Source organism: Rathayibacter sp. Leaf248, from assembly GCF_920939495.1.
GTDB classification, from domain to species: domain Bacteria; phylum Actinomycetota; class Actinomycetes; order Actinomycetales; family Microbacteriaceae; genus Rathayibacter; species Rathayibacter caricis.
The window spans coordinates 427,733-452,573 of record NZ_CAKLAV010000001.1; the positions used below are offsets into that span (position 1 = coordinate 427,733).

Consider the following 24,841-nt stretch of genomic DNA (forward strand, 5'->3'; position numbering starts at 1 on the left):
CCCCTGAGAGGCGGTGAACGTGGCTGACACCGTCGAACTCGCCACCGCCTACCTTGCACTCGTTCCGTCGATGCAAGGCGCTCAGGGCGTCATTGCGGCCGCGATCACGAAGGAAGCGGGGATCGCCGGAGACGCCGGCGGCAAGGAGGCGGGGAACCGATTCGGCGGGGCGCTCAAGGGCGCCCTGCCGGTCGCCGCCGTCGGCGCGACTCTCGGCGCCGCGTTCGCCGGGTTCTACAAGGCGGGCTCCGTCTTCGACGAGGTCTCCGACACGATCCGGGTCGGCACCGGCGCGACCGGCGAAGCACTCGCTGGGCTCGAGGAGGACGCGAAGCGCGTCGCGACGTCGATCCCGACCAGCTTCGAGGCCGCGGGCTCCACCGTCTCCGACCTCAACACCCGTCTCGGTCTCTCCGGCGACACGCTGCAGACCGTCGCGAAGCAGTACCTCGAGGCCGGCCGCATTCTCGACGAGGAAGTCGACGTCCAGCAGACGACGGCCGCCTTCTCCGCGTTCCGCATCGAGGGCGCCGCCGTCGAGGGCGGCATGGACGACCTGTTCCGGGTGTCGCAGGCCACCGGCGTCGGCATGAACGAGCTCGCCTCCGGCGTGCAGACCGTCGCGCCCGCGCTGCAGAACATGGGCTTCGGGTTCGGCGAGTCCGTCGCCCTCATGGGCACGCTCGACAAGGCGGGCCTGAACGCGACCGCCGTGCTCGGATCCATGTCGAAGGGCATGGTCACCCTCGCGAAGGACGGCGAGGAGCCGCAGGCCGCGTTCAAGCGCGTCACCGGCGAGATCCAGTCGTTCGTCGACACCGGCAACACCGCGGGCGCCCTCGACCTCGCCGGGAAGGTCTTCGGCACGAAGGGCGCCGCTCAGTTCGTCGGCGCCATCCAGTCCGGGAAGATCAACCTCGACGACCTCATGGGCGCCGCGGGCACCACCGAGGACACGATCCTCGGCGTCGGCAAGGCGACCGCCGACTTCGGCGAGTCCTGGCAGATCGTCAAGAACAACGGCCTCCTCGCGCTCGAGCCGCTCGGCACCGCCGTCTTCAACCTCGCCGGCAACGGCATGGGCTACCTCGCCGACAAGTCGATCGAGCTCGGGCCGAAGATCGCGTCCGGCTTCGAGCAGGGCATCGAGGTAGCCACCGACCTCTTCTCGATCATCCGCAACGGCGAAGCGGACGGCGGCCTCGCCGCGGCGCTGCAGACCGAGGACGAGACCGGCCTGGTCACGTTCCTGCAGGACCTCCGCGGCGGCATCGTCGGCATCTACGACCTCGTCGTCGGCGGCGACTTCACCTCCGGCTTCCGCAAGGCGTTCGACGTCGAGGAAGACGCGCCGATCGTCGGTCTCCTCCTCGGAGTCCGCGACGGCGCGATCGACCTCTTCGGCGCGATCGGCCCGCTCGCCGGAACCGTCCTCGACCTGTGGACGTCGTTCTCGCCGCTGTCGCTGATCCTGCAGGCCATCCAGCCGATCCTCCCCGCGCTGATGTCCGCGTTCGGCGGGCTCGCCGCGAGCGTCGGCGGGCTGCTCGTCACGGTCCTCTCGACCCTGATGACGATCCTGCAGCCCATCGCCGAGGTCCTCATCGGCGCCCTCACCGGCGCCTTCTCGGCACTGCTGCCCGTGATCCCCGTCATCGCGACGGTCCTCGCGCAGCTCGTGACCGTGTTCGCCCAGCTCCTCACGACGATCCTGCCGCCGCTGCTCGCGATCCTCGGTCCGCTCGTCGAGATGCTCGTGGGACAGCTCGGCGCCGCACTCGTCATGCTGATCCCGATCGTCCTCTCGATCGCGACCACCCTCGGCGAGACCCTCGGCCAGGTGCTTCTCACCGTCGCCCCCCTCGTGGCGCTCCTCGCCGGGTTCATCGGCCAGCTGCTCCTCGCGGTCCTACCGCTGCTCGAGCCCCTGCTCGGTCTCGTCGCGGCCCTGCTGCCGCTCCTCGAGCCGATCATTCAGCTCGTCGGCGCGCTGCTCACTCCACTGATCGCGCTCCTCACCGCGCTCCTCGTGCCGATCCTCGCCCTCATCGGACCGCTCGTCGACGGGCTCGCGTGGGCCCTCGGCATCGTGATCTCCGTCCTCGCCGCGGTCATCGGCTGGATCGTCCAGGCGATCTCGTTCTTCGTCGAGCTCGTGACCGGCGCGGGCACCGCCGGCGACGACCTGGTCGCGTTCTTCGAAGGCCTGCCCGACATGATCGGCGCCGCTTTCGACGCGCTCGGCCAGTGGCTCCTGGACGCGGGCGGCGCCGTCTGGCAGATGTTCGTCGACGGTCTCGTCAGCGCCGCCGCGAACATCGGCGACGTCGTCGGCGACCTGATGGGCGGAGTCGCCGACTTCTTCCCCCACTCCCCCGCGAAGCGCGGCCCGTTCTCCGGCTCCGGCTGGACCGGGCTCCGCACCGCAGGCGAGGCCATCGGCGACCAGTTCGCCGGCGGCCTCGAAGCGAGCCAGGGCGTCGTCGACGACCGCATGGACGCACTGCTCTCGGTCCCCGAGAGCGGCACTCTCGCGCCGACCGTCGCCTACTCGGACGCGCTCGCGCGCACGAGCGCTGTCGACCAGGCCGACCTCGAGCCCGGGTCGGGCGGTCCCGGCGGTCCGAACGTGACGCAGAACATCCACGGCGGCGACGGCACCTCCGCTGCCGAGATCGCGCGCGTCGCGAAAGACCAGCTGACCTACGCGCTGAGGAGTGTCCGCTGATGATGACCATCACCGTCAACGGGCTCCGCATCCAAGGGAGCGGTGTCGGGCTCAGGGAGGGCTTCTTCCTCGAGCCCGGCGGCTTTACCGGCTGGGACGGCGACGTCGACGTCCGCTTCACGTCCGTCAACCGCGACGGGCAGCACGGCGAGTACGACCTCCCGTCGTACCTCGGCGCCCGCGTGACGTCGTTCTCCGGCTGGGCAGTCGCACCCACACCCGGGGAGACCGCGCGCCTCGGCGAGCACCTCACCGGCATCGTCTCCTCGGGCGCGTCGAAGATCGTCTCCGTCGAACGCGAGAAGGGGACCCAGTGGGCGCGCGGGAAGCTCGCGACCGCGGTGCCTCGCTTCGAGGTCCTCGGCGAGGACAGCTGCCTCGCGCGGTGGCAGATCCAGCTCCGCTACCCCGACCCGCGCAAGTACGGCGAGGAGCGTGAGTTCGAGCAGACCGCCGCGTTCCACCGCGGGAACTTCCCGGCGATCCCGCGCTTCGAGGTCGAGGGTGTGCTCCCCGCGGGATACACGATCAACGGCCCTGAGGGTCGCAGCATCACCGTGACCCGCCCGTGCGCGGTCGGCGAGGTGCACTCGATCGACCTGCGCGACTCGACGCTGCGCAGCGACGGCACGGTCGTCCTCGGGGGGATGCCGCGGCCTGACCAGTGGACGATCGCGCCAGGCCAGCGGTTCAAGCACTCCGCGACAAACCTCGCCGTGCTGCGCACCTATCTGACGGACACCTACATCTAGGAGGCAGCCGTGGTCTGGACGCACAGCATCCACAACGGCCATACCGGCGACCGGCTCGCCGACGTGCGACCGACCTCGTCGTCCGGTGACCGGGTCCTGAACGGTGTCGGGCAGGGCTCGCACGGCTTCCACCTCGAGGCGGGCGTCGACTGGAAGCCGCTGGTCTTCCCCCTCTGGGACCGCATCATCGTCGCCGCGTGGAACGGTGTCGCGAAGTACGCCGGCTACATCCGCGACGTCGAACCGTGGGACCGCGCCGCGCGCACCCTCGCGTTGCGGTCGGTGTGCGTCCGCGACTTCCTCTCCAACCGCTACCTGTACCCGGTCGACGAGACCAGCTACCGCAACGGCACCCGCTCGGTCATCGCCCGCAGCCACGCCGCGACGCTCCGCGCGATCCTCTCCGCCTCGACGCAGGGGCGCGGCGGCAACTGGGACCTGCCCATCGTCCTCCCCGACGACGGCCCCGGGCCGATCGACCGCACCTGGTGGTTCTACGAGATGTGGTCCGCGGAGAAGGCATTCACGGAGATCCAGAACCTCGAGGACGGCCCGGACGTCGACTTCGAGCCCCGCTACCGTCCCGACGGCGGCATCGAGTGGGTCGTCCGCGCCGGCACGCCTCGCCTGAGCGGCGGCGCGTTCGAGTTCGACATCGACGCACCCGAGAGCGCCCTCACCGGCGTCCTCTACCGCCTGAACGGCCAGGACCTCCGCACCGGCTCCATGGCAGTCGGGAAGGGGTCGGAGGAGTCCATGCGCGTCGGGTTCGCTTACAGCCGACCCGGGTCGACCGCGCTGATCCGCGACCGCGCCGACTCCTACAAGGACATCGACGACCAGGCGGTCCTCAACCAGCACGCCACCTCCGACCTCGCGACGACCCGCGAGCCCGTCGAGCAGTGGGCGTACACGATGCGCGCGACCCCGACGAGTCCCGGCCTGCCTGGCCTCGCCGAGCTGCGCCTCGGATCGACGATCGCGATCCACGTGCAGCGCGACCCGATCATCCCTGACTCCCCGGCGGGCGGGCACCAGCACCACGTCATCGCGTACCGCTGGGACCTCACCGAAGCCGTCCCCCTCACCGTGCAGCGGAGGTAGCCCATGAAGGTGTCCGACATCGACCGCGGCGAACTTGAGCGCCTCTGGGACGCGATCCGCTCCCTGCAGTCGCAGGCCCCGATCGGCTTCTCGTCCGTGTCGCGCGGCGCTCTCGAGATCACCTCCCCCGAGGGGCTCGTCGTCGGCAAGGCGGACGGGGATGGTGCCGGTCAGGGCTCGCAGAAGGTCTACGGCACCCTCAACGTCACCGGCACCCTGAACGGCGACGGGACGATCGACTGGGACGGTCCCGTGCAGCTGCAGGGCAAGGTCGACGTCACCGGCACCATGCACGTCAAGGGCGGTGGCAGCGTCATCGTCTCGCAGGAGGGCGACGCGAACTACTCCATGCGGGTCCTCTTCGAGGACGGCAAGGGCAAGCTCGTCGCGTTCGGCGTCCCCGTCGAACTCCGCGCCTGGGCGACCTACGTGCAGCTCAACGAGAACGGCCTGCAGATCGGCGGCGGCGGCGGAACGATCACGATGACCAACGACGGCATCCAGATCGTGTCACCCGCGGGCGCGGCCGGCCCGTGGATCGAGCTCAAGAGCGACGGGATCTACTTCCGGAACCTGCCTGACAGCTGATGGCAACGGCGAACTGGCGGGCGTTCTACGACCCATCCAACTTCCGCAACCGCTTCCGCGAGCAGGGCCCCTACTACTCATCGTTCGGACACCGCGGCCTCGACATCGCCGCCGCGCCCCGCCAGGCCATCCCCGTCTGGGCGTCCGGCACCGTCTACGTCGTCAGCAGCACCGGCGGCCTCGGCCCCGTCGTCGGCATCCGCATCGACGACTCCGACAAGCGCACCGCCTGGGCGCACCTCTGGGGCATCACCGTCGCCGTCGGTCAGCACGTCGACCCCGGCGACGTCATCGGCTACGCCGCCAAGAGCGGCGACTTCACAGGCTCCCTCTGGTCCGGCTCCCACTCCCACGACACCTACGGCACGAGCGACGGCATCTGGCAGGGCATCACCGACGGGCTGATGGACCCGGAGCCAGCGATCCGCGCGGCGCTCGCCGGCGACTGGCCCGACTCAGGCGACGACGGCGAGGCCCCGGGTGAGAACCCGAACGACCCCGGGGACCCGGGCGGCGGGAATCTCTCGATCACCGTCGACGGCCGCTTCTTCCGCAGCGCGAACGGCGCCGGCAACGTCGGCGCGAGTGCCAGCGACCGCCTGTCTCGCACCGACACAGGCTCCGGCGACTTGCAGGTCGACCCTGCGACCGGGCGCCTGTTCCGGTCTGCCACGTGACCCTCGACCTCTAGGAGACGCGCATGCGCATCATCAAGGCGGCCCGCGGCCGCATGACCAGCCCCTTCGGCGCGAAGAACGTCCCGGGCGCGAACGTGAAGACGCACGGCGGCACCGACTGGGGCCACGGCAACGCGACCAAGGACGACCTCCGCATCGTCGCACCCGCCGCCGGGACGGTCACCGTCGCCGGCTGGTACGGGACCTACGGGAACCGCATCGTCATCGACCACGGCTACGACGAGAACGGCGACCACTGGGAGACCCTCATCGCCCACCTCGCCGAGTTCCTCGCGAAGGTCGGCGACCAGGTCGCGCAGGCCGAAGAGATCGGCGTCATGGGCAACACGGGCACGAAGTACGTCCACTGCCACCAGGAGCTCCGCAAGAACGGCCGCCAGGTCGACCCCGCCCTCTACCTCGCCGCCACCGGCGGCGGGGCCACCACCGTCACCGCACCCCCTGAGGAGTACGACATGCAGCTGTCCGACATCATCGAGATCGACGACCTCCGAGGGGGCAAGCAGAAGGTCTACATCAGCACCCTGCTCAACCACCTCTTCGTCCACGTCACCGCGGCCGCCGAGGCCGCGAAGGTCGCCGCCGCCGGCTCGCGCGACCAGCCGTTCCCCTCGACCGTCATGGTCAACGAGAAGGGCGAGCCGCAGCCCGTGACCATGGGCATCCTCGCCGACCACACCCGCGTCATCCTCGGCGGAGTCGACGCGCGCATCACCGCGCTCACCGCCGCCGTGCAGACGCTCGCCCTCGCGCAGGGCGTCGACCCGCAGGCGCTGACGGACCTGATCGCCGAGAAGGTCGACCAGGCCCTCAAGGACGACTTCGCGGCCATCCCGTCCACGCTCGCCGCGAGCCTGGCGTCCTGAGCCGATGGACCGGAACCCCATCCCGGAGAGCCGCCGCCGGCGCGCGGAGGCGATCATCCGGTGGATCGACATCGTCGCGTACCTCGCCGTGCTGACGGGCGGGATCTATGCGCTCGCGTTCACCCCCGACAGCGTCACCACGGAGCTGCGCGGCTTCGAGTGGCTCATCGGCGTCTGGGCGTCGCTGCTCCTGGTCGGAGGCGGGCTCGGCGCCCTCGGCCGCATCACGCGCTTCTGGGTGCTCGAGGTGCCCGCCGGGCCCGCCGGCATGTTCGGAGTCGCGATCTACGTCGTGATCCTCGGCAGCACAGCGCTCGAGTCCGTCACCGCGGCCGTCGCCACAGTCCTCGTCCTCGCCGCCTTCCTCGGTCTGCTGCGCCGCTACGTCGAGCTGCAGATCTTCGGCACGGACCCCAGCCACCAAGACCTCACCGACCGACTGACCGACGCACTGCGGAGGCGAACGCAGAACGTCGCACCGCGGCACGAGTAGGGGGCAACGAGTGCTGACCGACGACAACCTCGTCCCTCTCATCGTCGCCATCCTCGGCGCCGGCGGCATCGGAGCATTCAGCTCCCGCGGCGTCTCCATCTACCTCAAGATCCGCAACGGCATGTCCGCCCGCGAGTCCCACCGCAAGAACGACCTGGTCGCGCAGCGCGACCGCGAGTACCAGCGCGCCGAGATCTCCGACCGCAACCGCCGTCGCATCGAAGAGCACGCCGGACACCTGCGCCGCCTCCTCGCCGAGCTCGGCGCCACCGAGATCCCACCCTGGCCCGCCATCGAGGCCCTGCCCGCCAGCACCACCCCCACACCACTCAAGGAGACCCCGTGACCAACTCCGAGCCCACCGTGGCCCTCATCCCCAAGACTCCGCAGGAGGCGACGAAGGCGATCCTCGTGATCGCCGTCACCCTCTTCGCATCCATCCGCGCATCGCTCGGCGGCGGCATCGTCCCCGTCGAGGGGCTGCAGCTGCTCATCCAGGCGATCACCCTCCTCCCCGTCTTCTTCCTGACGGGCACCGCCATCAAGACGGCGGCCGCGTTCGGCCTCGCCGGGCTGCAGGCGCTCGTCGTCCCGTTCTCCGTACTCGTCGGATGGAACCAGTGGGCGGCGATCACCTTCGACGACTGGGCCGGCGCGATCATCGCAGCCTTCCTCGCGATCGGCATCGCCGTCGTCCCCAACGCACCCTCCACCCGAGCAGCGCGCGGAGTCGCCGTGAACGAGGCGGGCCAGCTGATCCTCACCGGGCTCGACGTGCGGCCCGGACCCGACCACCGCGCCGAATAGCACCACCCGCTCTGAGCTCCACCCCGGCCCCCGCCACTCCCGGCGGGGGCTTTCGCATGCCCGGCGTGATCGCCGACCCCTGATTGGAGACCCGCCGTGGCCTACACCGAACCGATGCCGACGCCCGCGCTGAACAGCACCAACTGGCGCGAGGCGTACGACTCCCTCCGCCAGACGGTCCTCGAGCTGATGGCGGGCGGTGTCGCGGAGCAGTCCGTCGGCTACCTCAACGCCGCCGACCCGAAGTGGGGCCTCAAGAAGTGGGACCCGGCGGCGCCGTGGGAGAACGACATCGGCCCGCTCGCGGCCGCGGCGCACGCGCAGAAGAAGGGCGTCATCGTCCCGGCGGTCTACAAGCTCAAGGACACGACGAAGACCGGCAACTTCGATGACCGGAACATGCACGTCGTCTCCGTGGGCGGCGGAGGATTCATCGGTGAGGGCGGCACGATCCTCCGCCAGATCATCGCGCCGTCTGCCGGCGTCGTGGTCAGCGGCTTCGCCACGAAGTCGGTCGGCGCGTCGAACCGCCACGGCGTCAACTTCTTCGACGTCCCGCAGGCCGACATCCCCAAGTTCGCCGCGGACATGGCCTGGCAGATCGTCGCCTCTGGCGCGAAGAAGTCTGAGACGAGTACCGCGACCTCCGGCTTCTTCTCGTGGAGCCTCCCCGGCTCCGTCGTGCACGACCTGCTCTCGAGCGGTGACACGCCGCTCGCCGCGGGCAAGGCCGTCATGGCCGAGGCGATTCCGATCCTCGGCGTCACGTACCTCATCAGCGGCGGATCCGCCACGCTCGCCGAGAACGACGTCGTCAAGGGCCAGACCTCCGGCGCGACGATGAAGCTCGAGGCCGCGGGCGAGGACCTCAACGGCTCGAAGAACATGCGGATCTCGACGCGGCGCGTCGTGCCGGGTGTCGCATCGAATGGCACCGTCAGCTCGTTCCAGGTGGGCGAGAACCTCCTCCGCGGAACGACCATCGTCGGGAAGATCGCGGCCGCCGGCCAGGTCGTCTCGAAGGGCACGACTCTCTACGACTGGTCGAAGGTCGCCGTCGAGGTCACGCTGCGCAAGCTCGGCGGCTCTCAGGGCGGCTACACCCCCCGCCCCCTGTTCCCCGTCGGCGACTACTTCTCGAACCTGATCAGCCGGACCGAGAACCTCACGTTCGACACGATCGGCGACCCGAACGGCGTCGACAAGGTCCGCGGCGCGGCGGTCGACATCCGCGGCGCCGTGTACGAGCACCACGTCGGCGACGTCTTCAAGAACGGCTACCGGAACGGCTACCGCATCGCGTCCGGATTCGGCGGGACGATCGCCAACTCGGTCGCCGAGGCGCTGCCCAACGACGCGACCACCGAGGGCGGCTTCGGCTACCACGTCGAGGTCGAGGGGACCACGCAGAACTTCTCGGTCCTCGGATGCGTCTCGCACAACGTCCGGCACGGCTTCACCACCAACCCCACCGGGAACTCGATGTTCCTCTCGGCGGCGGACGACACGCTGCGTCACGGCATCCAGCGCTTCGTCTCCGTCGAGAACCACCTCACCTTCAACACGTACGGGCCGGGCGGCGACACGCACCACGGCTGCGACAGCGTCTTCTTCAAGGGCTGCACCTGGACCAACGTGCTCACCCTCGGCGAGAAGGACGCGGGCGGCTCGGCCGGTCAGACGCGCGGCTCGAACACGTGGTTCGTCCACTGCACGACCATCGGCGGCCGCAACGGCTTCAACGACGCGACCGCAGGATTCACCGTCCCCCAGGGGAACCCCAACCCGGACTCGACCGCGGTCTGGCCGCTCACCCCGGTCCACTCGAGGACGAGCTACCTCTTCTGCCGTGCGCTCGACTACGAGGAGGTCGGCTTCCGGCAGGGCCTCGCTGCGGAGTCCGTGCACCACTCCGTCATCTACGTCGGCTGCGAGATGCGCGGCAAGAAGGACTCGCGCTACAAGACCGTCGGCATGCGCCTCACCGGCGTCGACACGTGGGTCATCGACCCGATCTTCGGCTACAACACCCTCGCGATGGTCGACCTCGCGCCCGGCGGCTACTGGAAGGACGGCGACCCCGGCCCCAAGCCGACGAAGCCGATCCCGTACTCGATCGGTTTCATCGGGGACACCTTCGCCGACTACTCGGAGGCGCCCGCCGGCGTGGACCTCATCCGCGTCGCCGGCCATGCGACCGCCGGGATCACGACGCTCGTCCTCCCGGGCGACGTCGACGTCGTGCAGAAGAAGTCGGCGACGACCACGCCGTCGGCTTGGGTGAACCCGATCAGCGGCAAGACGATCATCCGAGGCTCCGGGGAGATCCGGAACCTGACCGGCGACACGAAGATCCCGCTGCTCAAGACGGACGCCGCCGGCTACGCAGGGGTCACCCGCAAGGCGATCCCGACCTCGAGCTGGGTGTAGCAGATGGCTGGATTCGGAACCCAGCCATTCGGAACGTCGCCCTTCGGAGTCGGAGACGGCCTGCCGGTCCCGCCGCCCCCGCCGCTGCCGGTCCCGGCCGCCGTCCAGGTCACCGCCATCTCCGCCACAGATGCGCTCGTGACCTGGACCGGGGACGCTCCGCTCGGCTTCCGGGTCTCCCTGAACGGAGAGCCGGCGGTCGCAGCGGAGGAGTCGCCGCTGCTGCTGCGCGAGCTCACCCCGGCGACGGAGTACGTGCTCGCGCTCACCACCCTCGAGACCGACACCGCCGAGAGCGCGCCGTCCGCGCCCGTCACCTTCCGCACCCTCGCGGGAGAAGTCGGGCCGCCGGTCGACCCCGAGGACCCGGAGACCCCGACCGAGCCCGAGGAGCCCGGGAACCCCACCATCCCGGGGCTCCCGAACCTGCCGGACGACCCCGAGCAGCTGTGGGAGACGGCGATCGGCACGACGAAGATCCTGAACATCGGGTCCTCCGAGGGCATCGTCGTCGCGGACGACGCGATCAACACCCCCGACTACACGGCGTTCGACCTCTGGACCAACCAGCTCGCGCGCCGCCTCGGGACTACGTCCGTCAACCAGCACAACGGCGGCCGGACCCGTGTCGACGTCGCGCTCGCGCTGCTCACCGCGGGCACCTCGGCGTTCCTGGCGGACGTCTACCGGCTCGTCATCCAGGCGGCCGGCGGCAACGACGTCGGCCACTTCTGGAACAGCGAGGCCGGCAAGCGCGGCTTCAAGAACGCGACGTCGCTGATCCTCGGCATCACCCGCTCGAAATTGAAGGTGCTGCCCGGCGCCGCCGGCGAGACCGGAACGTGGGGCCAGTCGGAGAACCAGTACTCCGGCTCCACCCGGAAGTCCACGACCCCCGGGTCGACGGAGACGCTGCGGTTCACGGGCACGGGCGCGACGCTGGCGATGCTCGGCTACACCGACTACGACGGCGGGAACCTCGCCGGGTCGGCGTACACGTGGGCACTCGACGACGGCGAGCCCGTCGCACGATCGACCGCAGCGCAGGGCCTCACCGGGACCGACAAGACGAAGAACTCGGTGCAGCCGATCCACTTCCGCGACCTCGCCCCGGGGCCGCACAAGGTGGTCATCACGCACACCGGCGCGCCGGGCGATCCGCTGATCGTGGACTCGCTGCACGTGTGGCAGGACGACGTGCGGGACATGCCCTTCACGCTGATGCTGCCGCCCGCGAAGGCGACGACCTTCGGGCTCCTGCTGTACCCGTCGCCGCAGCCGGACATGGGTGCGTTCGACGTCTTCCGGCAGCTGCAGGAGGACGTGTTCGACGAGTTCGGACGCGACGGCACGTTCGGCGGCATCCCCGGCTCGATCGTCGACCGCTGGTATCCGCCGAACGTCTACAGCCTCCGGCTCGGAGACATGCTCCACCCGAGTCACGACGGCCACGACGCGATCTACGAGGCGGCGCTCGAGGGCCTGCTGCTGTGGACGCCGACCGCGTACCTCGCCGTGGCGCCGACGGACCCGGAACCCGACCCCGATCCCGGGACGGACCCGGACCCCGACCCGGGGACCGATCCCGACCCGGACCCCGGCACCGACCCGGACCCCGGCACCGACCCCGACCCGGGCACTGACCCCGAGCCGGACCCCGGGACGGGACCTGTCCCGACCCCCTACGTCCCGGAGGACCTTCCCATGGCACTCGTCTACGGCACGCTCACCGACCTCACGAACGAGCCGCTCGGCGATGACGAAGTGTCGCTGCGCTTCGTCCCCTCGGGTCCGGGCGTGTGGCACAGTCGCCTGCTGTCGAAGCGTCCCATCGAGGTTCAGGTCGAGGCTGGCGGCACCTTCGCCGTCGAGGTGTTCTCGACGACGACCATCAGTCCGGAGGTGTGGCTGACCGTTGAGCTCTCGCGACTCGTGGCAGGGCAAGCCTCCGCCTACGAGTGCCTGCCGTTCAAGCTGCGCGTGCCCGACGAGGGCGGCCCCATCGGGGACCTCCTCGACGCGCCAGCGCCTCCGGGCGTCACGGCATGGGGGTACGGACCTCCGGATCGCGACTACCCCGTGTACTTCGACCTCTCGGGCGACCGAGCTGTCCTCTACCTGAAAGGCAGTCCCGCATGACCACCATGACCAGGCTCGGCGAGCTCGAGCCCGTCGCAGACGGCACGATGGCCGCGAACATCGAGAAGGAGGGGTCGCTCACTCAATCGGCGATCGACGCTCGCGTCGCTCCGGCGACCGCAGCGGCCCTCGCAGATCCGGCGACCTCGACGATCGTGTCGGAAGCCGTCGACATCAGGGTCGAGGAGAAGATCGACGATCTCGACGTCGTCGGGAAGACCGACCCCGGGGTCTTCCGCGAGTACCTCGACACGGAGGAGGACCTGCTCGTCGCGATCACCGACAAGACGGGAGTGCTCACCTGGCTCTCGGCTCGGCGCAGCACGGGGGGGCCGTCGGCGATCGCCGAGAAGTTCCTTCGCGCGATGCTGCGGATCTTCAACCTCGGCGACGGGACAGGACCCGGTCTGCTCTACAGCGTCACCGACGCGAACGGAGTGCCGACTGACCTCACCGTCCGCTCGAGCGACGGAGGAGTCGCCGACTTCGTCCTGAAGCGGCAGGCGCCGCGTCTCGCTCCGCTCCTGGTGCCATTCCTACAAGGGGTCTTCTCCCCGGTGGGGCTGACCGTGAAGTCGGACCTCGCGGTCGGAGCGCACGCAGCCCTCGCCCCGCTGCTCTCGTCGATCGCACGAGGCGCCGGCCGGTACGCGGACGGTGTCGCGCTGCCGGCGAACCCGTACAACTTCACATCGTCCACGGAACAGCCGTCGAGGCTCACGTTCCCGACGTCGCGGACCGACGCCACGCCGCTGCCGCTCGTGATCGTCTTCGAGGGCGTCGGGGCCTACACCGGCCTCGACGTCCGCGCGGGATGGGCAGGCATCCAGAACACCGCCGGAGTGATCTACGCGCGCAGCGCCTTCCACGGCGACTCGTACGGGTCGGCGGCCGCGATGAGCGACGCCGCCGAGCTCTACCGGAAGGCGCTCGAGATCGCGCCGATCTCCCACGTCATCCTCGTCGGCAACAGCATGGGCGGGATCGCTGCGCAGAACGCGCTCATCCGCGGGGACGTCCCGAACGTGACAGGCCTGTACCTGGTCGATCCGACCTACGACCTGCGCCAGCGGTACGACGGGGGCCGGAAGGACGAGGTCACCGCCGCGTACGGGCTCGCGGCCGACGGATCCGACTACACGGCGAAGACCGCCGGGTACGACCCGGCGCTGCAGCCCGCTTCCGCCTGGCGAGGAGTTCCCGTGCGCATCGTCTGCTCCACGGGCGACACCGTCGTCCCGAAGACCGCGCACGCCGACAAGCTCGCCACGAAGCTCGCGACCACGAACGACGTGCAGCTGCTCAACACCGGCGACGTCGGACACAACACCCCCGCCCGCTTCATCTCGGCCGACCTCGCCGCCTTCATCCTGAAGGTCTCCGGCGGCCCGATCATCCACTGAGGAGCACGACATGGTCACCGCATCCCGCGCCGCTGGCGTCATCACCAATCCCGACCCGGAGGCGCCCGTCCTCCGGCTTCCGCTCACGTCGGACTCCTTCTCCGGATCGGACACCGCGAACATCGTCGGCCGCTCGACCGACGTCGCCCTCGGCGGCTCGCGGCTCCTCTGGCAGGGCACGAGCGGGGTCTGGGGCATCGCGTCGGAGCGACTCGTACCGCTGGCTACGACAGCTGCCGCGGTCGCGGTGGCGTCACCGGTCGCCGACTACGAGCTGTCCTTCGTCGTCGCGACTGCGCCCGTCGCGCAGGCGAACTTCCTGCTCGACGTCCGGCGCGCGGCTCTGGCCGTCTCGCCTGCGCCGGACGGGTACCGACTGTCCGCAACGGTTGCGGCGGCGCCCACAGTCGCCGGCGCGCCCCCGGCGACGATCACGATGCAACTCGTGAAGCGCGTCGCCGCGGTCAGCACGTCGCTGGCGGCGGGCCTGACCGCAGCTGTAGGCGATCGCATCGGCATTCGTGTCAAGAGCGGCGCTGGTACCGCCACAATCACCGTCATCGTGAACGGCGTTACCAGCGCCAGCTACATCGATACCAGCCCCATCGTCGGCTCCGGCTTCGCCGGCGTCGGTTCGGGCGGCAACCTCGCCGGACTGTCGCTCGACTCGATGGTGCTCGCGCCCGTCTAACCAGACAAGAATGGCCCCCTCGCTTCTCCTTCGGGAGCGGCGAGGGGGCCATTCTTGCGTTCGGGCCTACTCGCGCGGGCGTGACTTCAGGTCGCGGGAGGTGATCTCCACGGCGTGGAAAGCATCCCGGCACAGACACTCGACTTCGTCCATGAGCACCGTCAGATCGTCATTGAGCGTCGCGCATCGCGCGGAAGGCGCAGGCATGCGCAGCAGCGAATAAAACGCCCGCTCAATCGCGAGCGGAGCTACGCCGAAGGCCGCGTGCTGACACTGGGGGCACGAGTGACCGTTCAGTTCGGTCCGCTGCTCACTCGGCGGCGAGGACCCGGCAACAGTGATCATGGCCGGATACTAGCGGCTGGCGGAAGGCGGGGACGTTCTCTCATGCGCGCCATTGCGGCTATCGTTCGCCGTCGCTACCGTTCGACGTCGTGACCCTGCATCCCGACGCTTCGTCTGTCATTGCTTCAGCTCGGCAAGTTCTCGCCTTTGCGCGAGATGGAGCCGCCGATTTCCAGGCAGGGGCCGAGCGCGTATCTGTGGGCCTGCACAACGCCATTTCCAACGGCAGAAGCGTCACGTTCGTTCTGCAGAATCTGCAGAGCAAGGACTTGTTCGGCGAGGACTTCAGGGCCTGGTACGACGATCAGATGAAGGAAATGCGGCTCGACCCGAAGGCGAAGTGGTTTGTCGAGCTGCGGAATCGACTTGAGAAGCAGGGCACTCTCGGTGATTCATTCATCAGAGTCTCCGGCGCGATAGTCCGCACCGCTGATTTGATGAGGGATGCTCCAGCAGGGGCGGAGTCGCGCTTCGTCGGCGATCAGCTCGGACGATCCGGGTGGCATGTTCGGCTCCCCGACGGCAGCAAAACGATCGTGTTCACGGCCAGCCCGGAAGCGTTGAAGATCGAGCAGAGCATGGACGACGCGCCCGATGGGTTCGATCTTCGCGCAGACCTTCACCCTTGGCTCGACGAACTTGAGAGATTGATCGACCGCGCTGAGAGTCGCTTTGTCGCCGGCTGAGGCGTCCGCCTGCGTCGCACACCCTCGATGAGCATGGCCGGCTGACCCTACGCCGCCTCGCAACTGCTTCGGGAGCGGGTCCCCCGCATAGGATGTGCCAATGCCGACGTTCAATGCGCCGTCGCGGTGTAGCAGCGGTACGCCGCACACATTCCACTGGTTTGACAGCTCGGGGCCGTGCGTCGGCGACGCGTTGGATGCTGCCACTGAAATCTTCCTCAGGGCGATCGATGGGCCGTCCCGGCGCTGGAACCCATACAACGCCGCGATGGCGCGTAGCGAATTCCGCAAGCGCGTTGAGCTGGCTGCGAAGGGCGGGCTGAAGCCTCGCCAGCAAGTCAAGCCAGTGGACGTCAGGAACCCGCCGCCACTCTACGAACTCCGGTGGCAGGGCATCTCGGTTACCGAGGTGGACGCGCAGAGCAAGCAGCGCCACCGAAAGATTCTCGTTCGGATGTACCACTCTGAGCCCGCGGGAGCCCCCGCGCATTTCATCGGCCACCACATCGAGGAGAAGGCGATCACCGAGCGCACCCGCGAGCTGCAGGACGCAGCAATCGCGCGCGCGAAGCACAGCTACCACCAAGGTGAAGCGAGCCGCTGGGGGATCGAGTTGTGACCTCCAGGGAGCGAATATAGAGTCTGATCCATGACCGACGAACCGCTCGAAGCCATCCAAGCTCGCGCAGACGACCTCGTAGAGAGTCACCAGCGGCTCCTCGAAGACCTGATCGGGATGCGTCGCGAGCACAAACTTTCGCAGGCTGTGGTCGCTGAGCGCATGGGGGTCAGCCAGTCGACGGTCTCCACCTTCGAGCGCTACGACTCCAACCCTACGCTCGCAACCATCCGCCGGTACGCGCTGGCGGTAGGGGCGCGAATCCACCACACGGTGTCTGGGGAGCATCGTGTGGAGGCCAGCAGCTGGAGCTCCAGCGTGCTTTCCAACAAGCGTCCCAGCAAGCTGTTCAGCAACCCCTGGGTCTTCACTGATTCGGTGCTGAGGCCGCTTCGCAACTCGTACGTCGTCGACTGGGACATTAAGACGGGAGCGGTGGAGCTCGGCGCGGCGTACCAAGCAGAGACGTGGAGGACAGGCAGCGATCAGTTCATCAGTCTCGTAACCGAAGACACGCCCGGCGAAACGGTTCTAGTACACCAGCGACGATCCCCCAACGTCGAGGTCCTCCGATGAGGATTGTGGGCGCCTTCTTGGTGCGGGGTATCGACATTGCAGAAAACCTCAGCTACATCCTCGGTGGCGGCGTGTCGTTCGTGCAGCGAGAAATCTTCCCGACGTCGCTGGGCTCGGATCTCTATCTAGCAATCGAGCGCGAGCCCGGAGACGACGCGCACGTCGACCTGCAAGTGGACCTTGTCACCACAGATGACGGCCCCGAGCTCTACAGCCCCTTCAGCCTGAGGGCCACGTTTACGGGGGCACCTCCAGAAGAAGCGACAGTGCCCGTGATTCTGTCCTCGTCCCTGCCGACGGTCGGGGTAGGAGTCCCAAGACCCGGTACCTATGCTCTGATCGTTCGCCTTGGAGAGCTTCCGCCCTGGCCCGTCCATTTTGCAGCTGAAGGCCTCTAGCGCGTTGGGTCGCGATCGGGATGGTGCGTCAGTCCTGCCGCTCGCGAAGGACGTGGGCAACCCGTCCTCGTTGAGGACTTTGCTGGCGGTGATTTCACTTTGACGCGGATCCCGAGGACTTCGACGATGCTCGTCAAGCTCAACCTGGTGTCAGACGTCAGCCACATCCTGATCGCATGGGAACGTACTTCGATCCGAACCACCCCGCCCGCCCCCGCGGCTACATCGACACTGCCACCCAGGCGTACCGCGATCACGGCGAGGAAGCACCTTGGCTGCTCCTCTGGCGCGGCGGGGAAGTCGTCACCGACCCGACTACCGGCCGGTACATGTACGTCTGGGAGGGCGACACGGAGGGGCAGCTGCGAGGTCGCGGCGGACGCCGCCACTGACCGTGGACAGGTGCGCAACCGGTGGCTAGCTTGTCCGCATGAGTGATGAGAAGAAGATCGACATCGAAGTTCCCGCCGAAGCCACGCAAGCCGAGATCGACGCAGCCGCCGAGAAGTCAGCAGGAGACAACCTCGAGCAGCAGTTCGACGACTCGTTCGGATTCTGACCCAGCGCACGCAACGCTCACCCGTGGAACGTGGACAGGTCTGGGCCTACAGAGAGACGGCGAGGAAGGCTCCCGTCGAGGCGCGCATCCTCACGCTCGGGACCAACGCCGGCGCGCCGAAGGTGAAGATCGAGCTCGTTGACGATCGTTTCGAAGGGCTGCAGCGGTGGGTGACTCGCCGGACTCTGATCGCGCCGTGGCCGGAGCTCGCCGCGTTCCTCGAGCGCGAGAAGCTCGAGGACTCGATCTACACACGTCGCACCACCGGTGACGAGGACCTCACGCTCGCGATTGCGATGAGCGGCATGCCGGCTCACGTCGCCGAAGAGCGCAGTCCTGTCGGCGTGATCCGCGACGAAGCGGAATTCGAGCGAATGACCGGAGTATCTGCGTCCGAGATCACTGAGGGGCTGCCTCACTACCGTGATACCGACGGACTGCACCTGTCGATCGAGGGCGTCTACCGGATGGCGATGGCCGTGGCCCGCTCCCGACCCGCCAAGGTCCTCGCGTTCGTCGCGCAGCTGGAAGAGCAAGCGCTCGAGCAGTGCGCGCAAGGGGACACGGTCGAGTCGCTGACTCACCCCGGCGAGTTCGTGAAGGTCCCGGCGGAGCACTACCGCAAGACGTATCGCGAGGAGACGCAGCCCGTGGTCGCACAGCTTCGGGACTGGTGCGGCTACGAGCCGGACGGAACGAAGCGCGAAACGGTCGAGGACCGCCTGCAGCGGCAGCTCGACGCGGCCGTGGCCGTCGGCGAGCGGGCGATCGCGTACCTCCGTCACCATGGCAGGAAGCACGACGCGGACGCCCTTTCGAGAGACCTGCGGGCCGCACTCGACATCAGCCGGCTCTCCGACCGAAAGGACCGAGGGAAGGGCTGGTTCAACAACGGCTGACGCACACACGCTCGCTCGACTCGCTGACGCCTCCTGCGCACGGAGATCGTCGCGAACCCAAGTTCGATGATCGCGCGGAGGCGCACAGCGACTTCGGTTCTTCTCGTCGATGTAGAAGTCGATGACCTTGATGCACTGGAGACTGAAGACCGGTGCCGTCACCTCGGCTTGGGAGCTCATGCCTCGCGGATCCCGCGGGGCCGTGGCAGACTGTTACGCATGGCGGGCCTTCGGGAACGCTATCCGCCTGGGGCCCCGCTGAGCGGGGCCTTCAGTGCTTAAGGGGTCCAGATCTTTTCGCGGTGAAGGTGCGGATGGATGATGTCGCGCATCTTCACGACCTCAGCTTTCACCCGCTCGTCTCCTCCCGGGACGAAGCGCTTGCGGAGGTAGACGTACGTGAGCATGTCGATCGCCTGCAGCGAGCGGTGGTGTCTGCTGTCAGTCCAGGTCCAGTCGGGCTCGATCGTGGAGAGCGTTCTGGGCTCCCATCCCGGCGTGCGGCCGGCGAGGCGGAACTGCTGCATGCGTTGTTCGTGGTGCGCCTGGTCAGGGACCTCGTCGCAGACGATTCGGACCTGCTCTCCGACGCTGGCTGCGTAGTCGTGGACTCGCTCGAGCGTGAACTGCAGGGCGATCTGGTGGGGCGGCCATGGTTCGGGGTAGCCGCGTCTCGCAAGGCGGTCGATCTGTTGGATTCCACCGATGATCCAGATGCCACCCGCCTGCACAATCCTGGACAGTGCTCGGCGATAGATCGCGAATGCGAGCTTCGGTTGGTCCACCGGGTTCCGGAGGCAGGTCCAGTCCTGGTGGCGCTGGAACAGGTTCTGGCCGTGGAACTCGATGTCGAGCGGTACCTGGGGGTGGACCCTGCTCGTCTCCCAGATGATGTCGTTCAAAGCGGTGTCGACGACGTGGATCTGGTCCGATGTCAGAACGAGGGCGCCAACGATGTGGACGTCGTTCTTGAAGTACGACTCGTCGAGGAAGGCATGCAGCACCTCACCATGATGCGGGACACCGCCGACGGGACGAGCGCGGTCGACCGACATTGCACTCCTCGGGACGAGATGAGAGCCGGTGTTCTAGCCGCTCCCGGCCCTCCGCAGCGTCTAGGCACTCTCGGACGGTCGGCGGGGCCGACGCGTGAGAGGAGCGTCTAGCGGCGATGTCGGCGCTCGTTCTTAGGCTCGATGCATGAGCCCTTCACGAGAACGCCGCCAGTGCCCCGTCTGCGATCAGCGCACCATGCTGCAGCGCAAGACCGACGCCGCGAAGGGCCAGTCCGTCTGGCGGTGCCAGGAGTGCGGGCACCAGACCATCGCGCCGTAGGGTGCGCATTCAGCGCGTACCCCTGAGGGGGTGGAGCGGATCCACACCCTCAGTCCGCAGTCAGTCCGCAAGAGTCCCGATTCGGGCCTCTCAGAGACAACTCCGTACCACCGCGAAATCGGCGGCATGACGCGGATCCCTACCCTGCACCACCCCAGCCAATCACGGGCGTAAAGTTCGAGCTGTACTACGGCGTCTGAGCCGACTCGGCACGATCCACTTCGGATCGCAGAGGGCCGCTCTCCTTCGGGAGGGCGGCCCTCCGCCGTTCCCGGAGCGGCTCAGCGGGTGGTCGGCTCGCCGTCGGCGGGCCCGTAGAAGCGACGCTCGAAGACCGCGCGGGCGCGCCGGGTGACCCCGAGGTAGTCGTCCTCGAGCTGCGTGGCGGAGCCGGCCGGGTACTCGAGGAGTCGGGCGACGCCCTCGAGCTGCATCCTGTCGGTCGGGAGCACGTCGCTCGTCCGGTTCGACCAGAGCGTCATCGCCGAGCGCACCCGGGAGGAGAGCAGCCAGGCGGCGCGGAGCCGCTCGGCGTCGCTCGCCGACAGCAGCTCCGCCTCCTCGGCCACGCGCAGAGCCGTCAGGGTCGACGTCGTGCGCAGCTCCGGGATCGCGTGCGCGTGCTGCAGCTGGAGGAGCTGCACGAGCCACTCGACGTCGCTCAGCGAGCCGCGGCCCAGCTTGAGGTGGCGCTTCGGGTCGGCGCCCTGCGGCAGGCGCTCGTTCTCGACGCGCGCCTTGATCCGCTTCACCTCGCGGATGTCGCGGTCCGAGATCGCGGACGGGTAGCGGATGCCGTCCGCGAGGGCGGCGAAGTCGCGGATCAGCGCCTCGTCGCCGGCGACCCCGCGGGCTCGGAGGAGCGCCTGCGCCTCCCACGTCAGTGACCAGCGCGCGTAGTAGGCGCGGTAGGAGTCGAGCGAGCGCACGAGCAGGCCGTTCTTCCCCTCCGGCCTCAGATCCGCGTCGAGGTCCAAGGGCAGCCGTGAGTCCTCGGTGAGGCGGACGAGTTCTGAGACGAGGAACTGCGCATAGAGCTGGGCGTCGCGCGGCTCCCCCGTGCCGGGGCGCTGCACGTACACGACGTCGGCGTCCGAGCCGAAGCCGAGCTCCGCTCCCCCGTAGCGGCCCATCCCGATGACGGCGAACTCGAGGTCGGCGCCCGGGCGGTCGGCGCTCGCGCGGCGCACCGACGCCAGCACACCGGTCAGCAGCGCCGAGATGATGTCGGTGAGGCTCTGCGCGATCTGCTCGATGGTGCTCAGGCCGAGGACGCCGCCGACGGCCGTCCGCAGGACCTCACGTCGGCGCATGGCGCGCAGGACGCCCGCGACGGCCTCCGGAGTATCGTGACGGGCCAGGACCGCGCGGACCTCCTCGGCCAGCTGGGCGGCGCTGCGCGGACGGAGGTCGTCGTCGTCCTCCAGCCAGGCGGCGGACTCCGGGATGCGGTCGAGCAGCTCGCCGACGTAGCGGGAGCCGGACAGCACCGTGGTGAGTCGCTTCGCGGCACCGGAGGAGTCGCGCAGCATGCGCAGGAACCAGGGCGTGCCGCCGAGGGTGTCGCTCAGTCGCCGGAAGGCGAGCAGCCCGTAGTCCGGATCGGCGCCGTCGGCGAACCACTGCAGCATCACCGGGACCAGGTGCCGCTGGATGCTCGCGCGGCGCGAGACTCCGGAGGTCATCGCGGCGATGTGGCCGAGCGCACCCCGGGCGTCGGTGAAGCCGATGGCGGCGAGTCGCGCCTCCGCCTGCACGGTCGAGAGCTCGGCCCCGCCGTCCGGGAGCGACGCGACGGCCGAGAGCAGCGGGCGGTAGAAGAGGCGCTCGTGCAGGCCCCGGACGCGGTGCTTGATGCCGTTCCAGAGGACGAGGAGCTCCTCGGCGGACCGCGCGAGACCGCTCGAGCGCGCCAGCGTCCGCAGCTCGTGCTCGTCGCGGGGCATGAGGTGCGTGCGGCGCAGCCGGCGGAGCTGGAGGCGGTGCTCGAGCAGGCGGAGCGCTCGGTAGTCCTTCGAGAACTCGTCGGCGGCGGAGCGTCCGATGTACCCGCGGTCGGCAAGTGCACCGAGTGCGAGGAGCGTGCCGGGCATGTGGATCTCGTCGTCCGTCTGCCCGTGCACGAGCTGCAGGAGCTGGACGGTGAACTCGATGTCGCGCAGACCACCCGGGCCGAGCTTGAGCTGGTAGTGCACGTCGTTCTGCGGGATGTGCTCGGTGACGCGCTCGCGCATCCGCTGCACCGACTCGACGAAGTTCTCGCGCGAGGCGCTCGTCCAGACCTTCGGAGCGACCGCGTCGACGTAGGCCTGACCGAGCCCGACGTCGCCCGCGAGCGGACGGGCTTTCAGCAGGGCCTGGAACTCCCAGCTCTTCGCCCAGCGGTCGTAGTACGTGACGTGCGACTCGAGCGTGCGCACCAGAGCGCCCTGCTTGCCCTCGGGCCGCAGGTTCGGGTCGACCTCCCAGAGCTCGGGCTCGACCGCCAACGCAGAAGCGCCGCGCATGAGGAGGACGGCCAGCCGGGTCGCGATGTCGATCGCCCGCGCGTTCGACAGCTCGTGCTCGGGGTCGCCCTCGGCGACGAAGATGACGTCGACGTCACTGACGTAGTTGAGCTCGTGCGCCCCGGCCTTGCCCATCCCGATGACCGCGAGGCGGGTCGCGGCGACCTCGTCGCGCGTGAAGCGGCCCGGACCGACTCCGGCGACGAGATCGGCCCGGGCCACGGCGAGAGAGGCCTCCAGGGCCGCGCCCGCGAGGTCGGCGAGGGCCCGGGTCACCCGGTCGATCGCGGCGACCGGATCGGCCTGCGACAGGTCGTGCACGGCGATGCGGGTCAGGAGTCGCCGGTAGCGGACGCGGAGCGCGACCCAGCCGGCCTCCTCGCCGACCGCCGCGAAACCGTCGACGGCGCCCACGGACTCGAGGAGGTCGTCGCGGAGCTCGGCACGGCCGGGCAGGGTGAGGACCGGATCGAGGAGGCTCCGCAGCTCGTCGGGACGCCGCTGCAGGAAGTCGGCGATGCCCGAGGACGCCCCCGTGACCTTCAGGAGCCGGACGAGGGCGTCGTCGTCCGCGAGGACGGCGTCCATCCGATCGCGGTGGCTGCGCAGCAGATCGATCAGCGCCTGGAGCGCCGCATCCGGGTCCGCGACCGACGCGAACGCCGGAACGACGGAGCCCAGGGACCGCCCGGCGAGCCGCTCCGCCTCCGCGATCCGCGCCCCGGTCTCGCCGAGCTCGGCGAAACCGAGGCGCGCGATGTCACTGAGCGTGCGTTCGCGAGCCATGCGACGAGCGGATCAGAGCATCTCGAGGTTGCTGCGCAGCTCGTACGGAGTGACCTGGGCGCGGTACTCGGCCCAGTCCTTCCGCTTGTTGAGCAGCACGAAGTTGAACACCTGCTCGCCGAGCGTCTCGGCGACAAGCTCCGACTCCTCCATCAGCGAGATGGCGCGGTCGAGGCTCGCCGGCAGCGGGCTGTAGCCGAGGGCGCGGCGCTCGGCGTCGGTGAGCGACCAGACGTTGTCCTCGGCCTCGGCGGGGAGCTCGTAGCCCTCCTCGATGCCCTTGAGTCCCGCGGCCAGCAGCAGCGAGTAGGCGAGGTAGGGGTTGGCGGCCGAGTCGAGAGCGCGGTACTCGATGCGCGAGGACTGGCCCTTGTTCGGCTTGTACAGCGGCACGCGCACGAGAGCGGAGCGGTTGTTGTGGCCCCACGAGACGTAGCTGGGGGCCTCGTCGCCGCCCCAGAGCCGCTTGTAGGAGTTCACGAACTGGTTGGTGACCGCCGTGATCTCGGGGGCGTGCTTGAGCAGTCCCGCGATGAACTGACGCCCCAGCTTCGACAGCTGGTACTGCGCGCCCTGCTCGTAGAACACGTTGACGTCGCCCTCGAAGAGCGAGAGGTGGGTGTGCATGCCCGATCCGGGGTGGCCGGAGAGGGGCTTGGGCATGAAGGTCGCGTAAACGCCCTGCTCGATCGCCACCTCCTTGATGACCGTGCGGAACGTCATGATGTTGTCGGCGGTCGTGAGGGCGTCCGCGTAGCGCAGGTCGATCTCGTTCTGGCCGGGCCCCGCCTCGTGGTGGCTGAACTCGACCGAGATCCCGAGGTCCTCGAGCATCCGCACCGACCGGCGGCGGAAGTCGTGCGCGGTGCCACCGGGGACGTTGTCGAAGTAGCCGGCGGAGTCGACGGGCTCGGGGCCCTCCGCGCCGAAGGTCGACGACTTCAACAGGTAGAACTCGATCTCGGGGTGCGTGTAGAACGTGAACCCTCGCTCGGCGGCCTTGGCGAGCGTCCGCTTCAGCACGTTGCGCGGGTCGGCGACGGCGGGCTGGCCGTCGGGAGTCGTGATGTCGCAGAACATGCGCGCGGTCGGATCGATCTCGCCGCGCCACGGGAGGATCTGGAAGGTCGACGGATCCGGGTGCGCGAGCACGTCGGCCTCGAACGAGCGGGTCAGACCCTCGATGGCCGATCCGTCGAAACCGAGGCCCTCGGCGAACGCCCCCTCGACCTCCGCCGGCGCGATCGCGACCGACTTCAGAGTGCCGACGACGTCCGTGAACCAGAGGCGAACGAATTTGATCCCTCGCTCTTCAATGGTGCGAAGAACGAAGTCCCTTTGCTTGTCCATCAAGGCCCTTCCTGCTCGGCTCTAAGGCTAGTGGCTCCGCTCACCGTCCGCGGGGCGGTGCGCAGGGGCCCGGGCCGTGCGC

At 69.0% G+C, this 24,841-nt stretch carries 25 protein-coding genes; 21 read left to right on the plus strand and 4 right to left on the minus strand.

The window, feature by feature from the left end:
* Positions 1–19: 19 nt before the first annotated feature.
* The 13 genes from LRG51_RS02095 (at position 20) to LRG51_RS02155 (ending at position 14,699) form a co-directional block, all read left to right on the plus strand.
* Complete coding sequence (locus LRG51_RS02095; protein WP_230670774.1) at positions 20–2,728, plus strand: phage tail tape measure protein; 2,709 nt, start codon at positions 20–22, stop codon at positions 2,726–2,728.
* Positions 2,728–3,480: a hypothetical protein gene (locus LRG51_RS02100; RefSeq protein WP_230670776.1), complete on the plus strand. Its 753-nt coding sequence runs from the start codon at positions 2,728–2,730 to the stop codon at positions 3,478–3,480. The genes LRG51_RS02095 and LRG51_RS02100 overlap by 1 nt, the downstream gene beginning before the upstream one ends.
* A gap of 9 nt (positions 3,481–3,489) precedes the next feature.
* Positions 3,490–4,584 carry a hypothetical protein gene (locus LRG51_RS02105; protein WP_230670779.1) on the plus strand — a complete coding sequence of 365 codons (1,095 nt, stop codon included), beginning with the start codon at positions 3,490–3,492 and terminating at the stop codon, positions 4,582–4,584.
* Between the two features lie 3 nt (positions 4,585–4,587).
* The gene (locus tag LRG51_RS02110) at positions 4,588–5,172 is read left to right on the plus strand and encodes a hypothetical protein (RefSeq protein WP_230670782.1); all 585 of its coding nucleotides are present in this window, start codon (positions 4,588–4,590) and stop codon (positions 5,170–5,172) included.
* Positions 5,172–5,849: a M23 family metallopeptidase gene (locus LRG51_RS02115; protein WP_230670786.1), complete on the plus strand. Its 678-nt coding sequence runs from the start codon at positions 5,172–5,174 to the stop codon at positions 5,847–5,849. The genes LRG51_RS02110 and LRG51_RS02115 overlap by 1 nt, the downstream gene beginning before the upstream one ends.
* Before the next feature lie 23 nt (positions 5,850–5,872).
* Positions 5,873–6,736, plus strand: coding sequence for a M23 family metallopeptidase (locus tag LRG51_RS02120; RefSeq protein WP_230670789.1), 864 nt, complete (start codon positions 5,873–5,875; stop codon positions 6,734–6,736).
* Between the two features lie 4 nt (positions 6,737–6,740).
* On the plus strand, positions 6,741–7,229 hold the full coding sequence (locus LRG51_RS02125; RefSeq protein WP_230670792.1) for a hypothetical protein: 489 nt from the start codon (positions 6,741–6,743) through the stop codon (positions 7,227–7,229).
* A gap of 10 nt (positions 7,230–7,239) precedes the next feature.
* A complete protein-coding gene (locus tag LRG51_RS02130) occupies positions 7,240–7,575 on the plus strand; it encodes a hypothetical protein (protein ID WP_230670795.1) in 336 nt (111 codons plus the stop codon).
* The gene (locus LRG51_RS02135) at positions 7,572–8,036 is read left to right on the plus strand and encodes a hypothetical protein (protein WP_230670797.1); all 465 of its coding nucleotides are present in this window, start codon (positions 7,572–7,574) and stop codon (positions 8,034–8,036) included. The genes LRG51_RS02130 and LRG51_RS02135 overlap by 4 nt, the downstream gene beginning before the upstream one ends.
* A 96-nt stretch (positions 8,037–8,132) precedes the next feature.
* On the plus strand, positions 8,133–10,466 hold the full coding sequence (locus LRG51_RS02140; RefSeq protein WP_230670800.1) for a hypothetical protein: 2,334 nt from the start codon (positions 8,133–8,135) through the stop codon (positions 10,464–10,466).
* A 3-nt stretch (positions 10,467–10,469) separates the two neighbouring features.
* Positions 10,470–12,605 carry a hypothetical protein gene (locus LRG51_RS02145; protein ID WP_230670803.1) on the plus strand — a complete coding sequence of 712 codons (2,136 nt, stop codon included), beginning with the start codon at positions 10,470–10,472 and terminating at the stop codon, positions 12,603–12,605.
* Positions 12,602–14,008 (plus strand): alpha/beta fold hydrolase, encoded by a 1,407-nt coding sequence (locus LRG51_RS02150; protein ID WP_230670805.1) that lies wholly within the window; start codon positions 12,602–12,604, stop codon positions 14,006–14,008. The genes LRG51_RS02145 and LRG51_RS02150 overlap by 4 nt, the downstream gene beginning before the upstream one ends.
* A gap of 10 nt (positions 14,009–14,018) precedes the next feature.
* Positions 14,019–14,699 (plus strand): hypothetical protein, encoded by a 681-nt coding sequence (locus LRG51_RS02155; RefSeq protein WP_230670806.1) that lies wholly within the window; start codon positions 14,019–14,021, stop codon positions 14,697–14,699.
* A 66-nt stretch (positions 14,700–14,765) separates the two neighbouring features.
* Here LRG51_RS02155 and LRG51_RS02160 read toward each other — a convergent pair whose 3' ends face one another.
* Complete coding sequence (locus LRG51_RS02160) at positions 14,766–15,044, minus strand: hypothetical protein (RefSeq protein ID WP_230670808.1); 279 nt, start codon at positions 15,042–15,044, stop codon at positions 14,766–14,768.
* Positions 15,045–15,133: 89 nt separating this feature from the next.
* On the opposite strand from LRG51_RS02160, the gene LRG51_RS02165 reads away from it, so the two are divergent.
* The 7 genes from LRG51_RS02165 (at position 15,134) to LRG51_RS02190 (ending at position 18,781) form a co-directional block, all read left to right on the plus strand.
* Entirely contained in the window at positions 15,134–15,730 is a 597-nt protein-coding gene (locus tag LRG51_RS02165) for a hypothetical protein (RefSeq protein WP_230670811.1), read from the plus strand.
* Positions 15,731–15,830: 100 nt separating this feature from the next.
* A complete protein-coding gene (locus LRG51_RS02170) occupies positions 15,831–16,349 on the plus strand; it encodes a hypothetical protein (protein WP_230670821.1) in 519 nt (172 codons plus the stop codon).
* 30 nt (positions 16,350–16,379) lie between these two features.
* Positions 16,380–16,925 carry a helix-turn-helix domain-containing protein gene (locus LRG51_RS02175; RefSeq protein ID WP_230670823.1) on the plus strand — a complete coding sequence of 182 codons (546 nt, stop codon included), beginning with the start codon at positions 16,380–16,382 and terminating at the stop codon, positions 16,923–16,925.
* Positions 16,926–16,930: 5 nt separating this feature from the next.
* Positions 16,931–17,323, plus strand: coding sequence for a hypothetical protein (locus LRG51_RS02180; RefSeq protein WP_230670825.1), 393 nt, complete (start codon positions 16,931–16,933; stop codon positions 17,321–17,323).
* A 176-nt stretch (positions 17,324–17,499) separates the two neighbouring features.
* Complete coding sequence (locus LRG51_RS02185; protein WP_230670827.1) at positions 17,500–17,715, plus strand: hypothetical protein; 216 nt, start codon at positions 17,500–17,502, stop codon at positions 17,713–17,715.
* Between the two features lie 38 nt (positions 17,716–17,753).
* Positions 17,754–17,882, plus strand: a complete 129-nt coding sequence (locus LRG51_RS19495; protein ID WP_268966554.1) for a hypothetical protein — start codon at positions 17,754–17,756, stop codon at positions 17,880–17,882.
* Between the two features lie 23 nt (positions 17,883–17,905).
* Positions 17,906–18,781 carry a hypothetical protein gene (locus LRG51_RS02190; RefSeq protein WP_230670830.1) on the plus strand — a complete coding sequence of 292 codons (876 nt, stop codon included), beginning with the start codon at positions 17,906–17,908 and terminating at the stop codon, positions 18,779–18,781.
* Positions 18,782–19,059: 278 nt separating this feature from the next.
* Here the strand turns inward: LRG51_RS02190 and LRG51_RS02195 are convergent, their stop codons facing one another.
* Positions 19,060–19,836: a DUF3800 domain-containing protein gene (locus LRG51_RS02195; protein ID WP_230670834.1), complete on the minus strand. Its 777-nt coding sequence runs from the start codon at positions 19,834–19,836 to the stop codon at positions 19,060–19,062.
* A gap of 145 nt (positions 19,837–19,981) precedes the next feature.
* Between LRG51_RS02195 and LRG51_RS19500 the strand changes: the two genes are divergently transcribed.
* Complete coding sequence (locus LRG51_RS19500) at positions 19,982–20,116, plus strand: hypothetical protein (protein WP_268966555.1); 135 nt, start codon at positions 19,982–19,984, stop codon at positions 20,114–20,116.
* Between the two features lie 281 nt (positions 20,117–20,397).
* Here the strand turns inward: LRG51_RS19500 and LRG51_RS02200 are convergent, their stop codons facing one another.
* The gene (locus tag LRG51_RS02200; protein WP_055792317.1) at positions 20,398–23,409 is read right to left on the minus strand and encodes a bifunctional [glutamine synthetase] adenylyltransferase/[glutamine synthetase]-adenylyl-L-tyrosine phosphorylase; all 3,012 of its coding nucleotides are present in this window, start codon (positions 23,407–23,409) and stop codon (positions 20,398–20,400) included.
* A gap of 12 nt (positions 23,410–23,421) precedes the next feature.
* Entirely contained in the window at positions 23,422–24,759 is a 1,338-nt protein-coding gene (locus tag LRG51_RS02205; protein ID WP_055792319.1) for a glutamine synthetase family protein, read from the minus strand.
* Positions 24,760–24,841 lie beyond the last annotated feature (82 nt).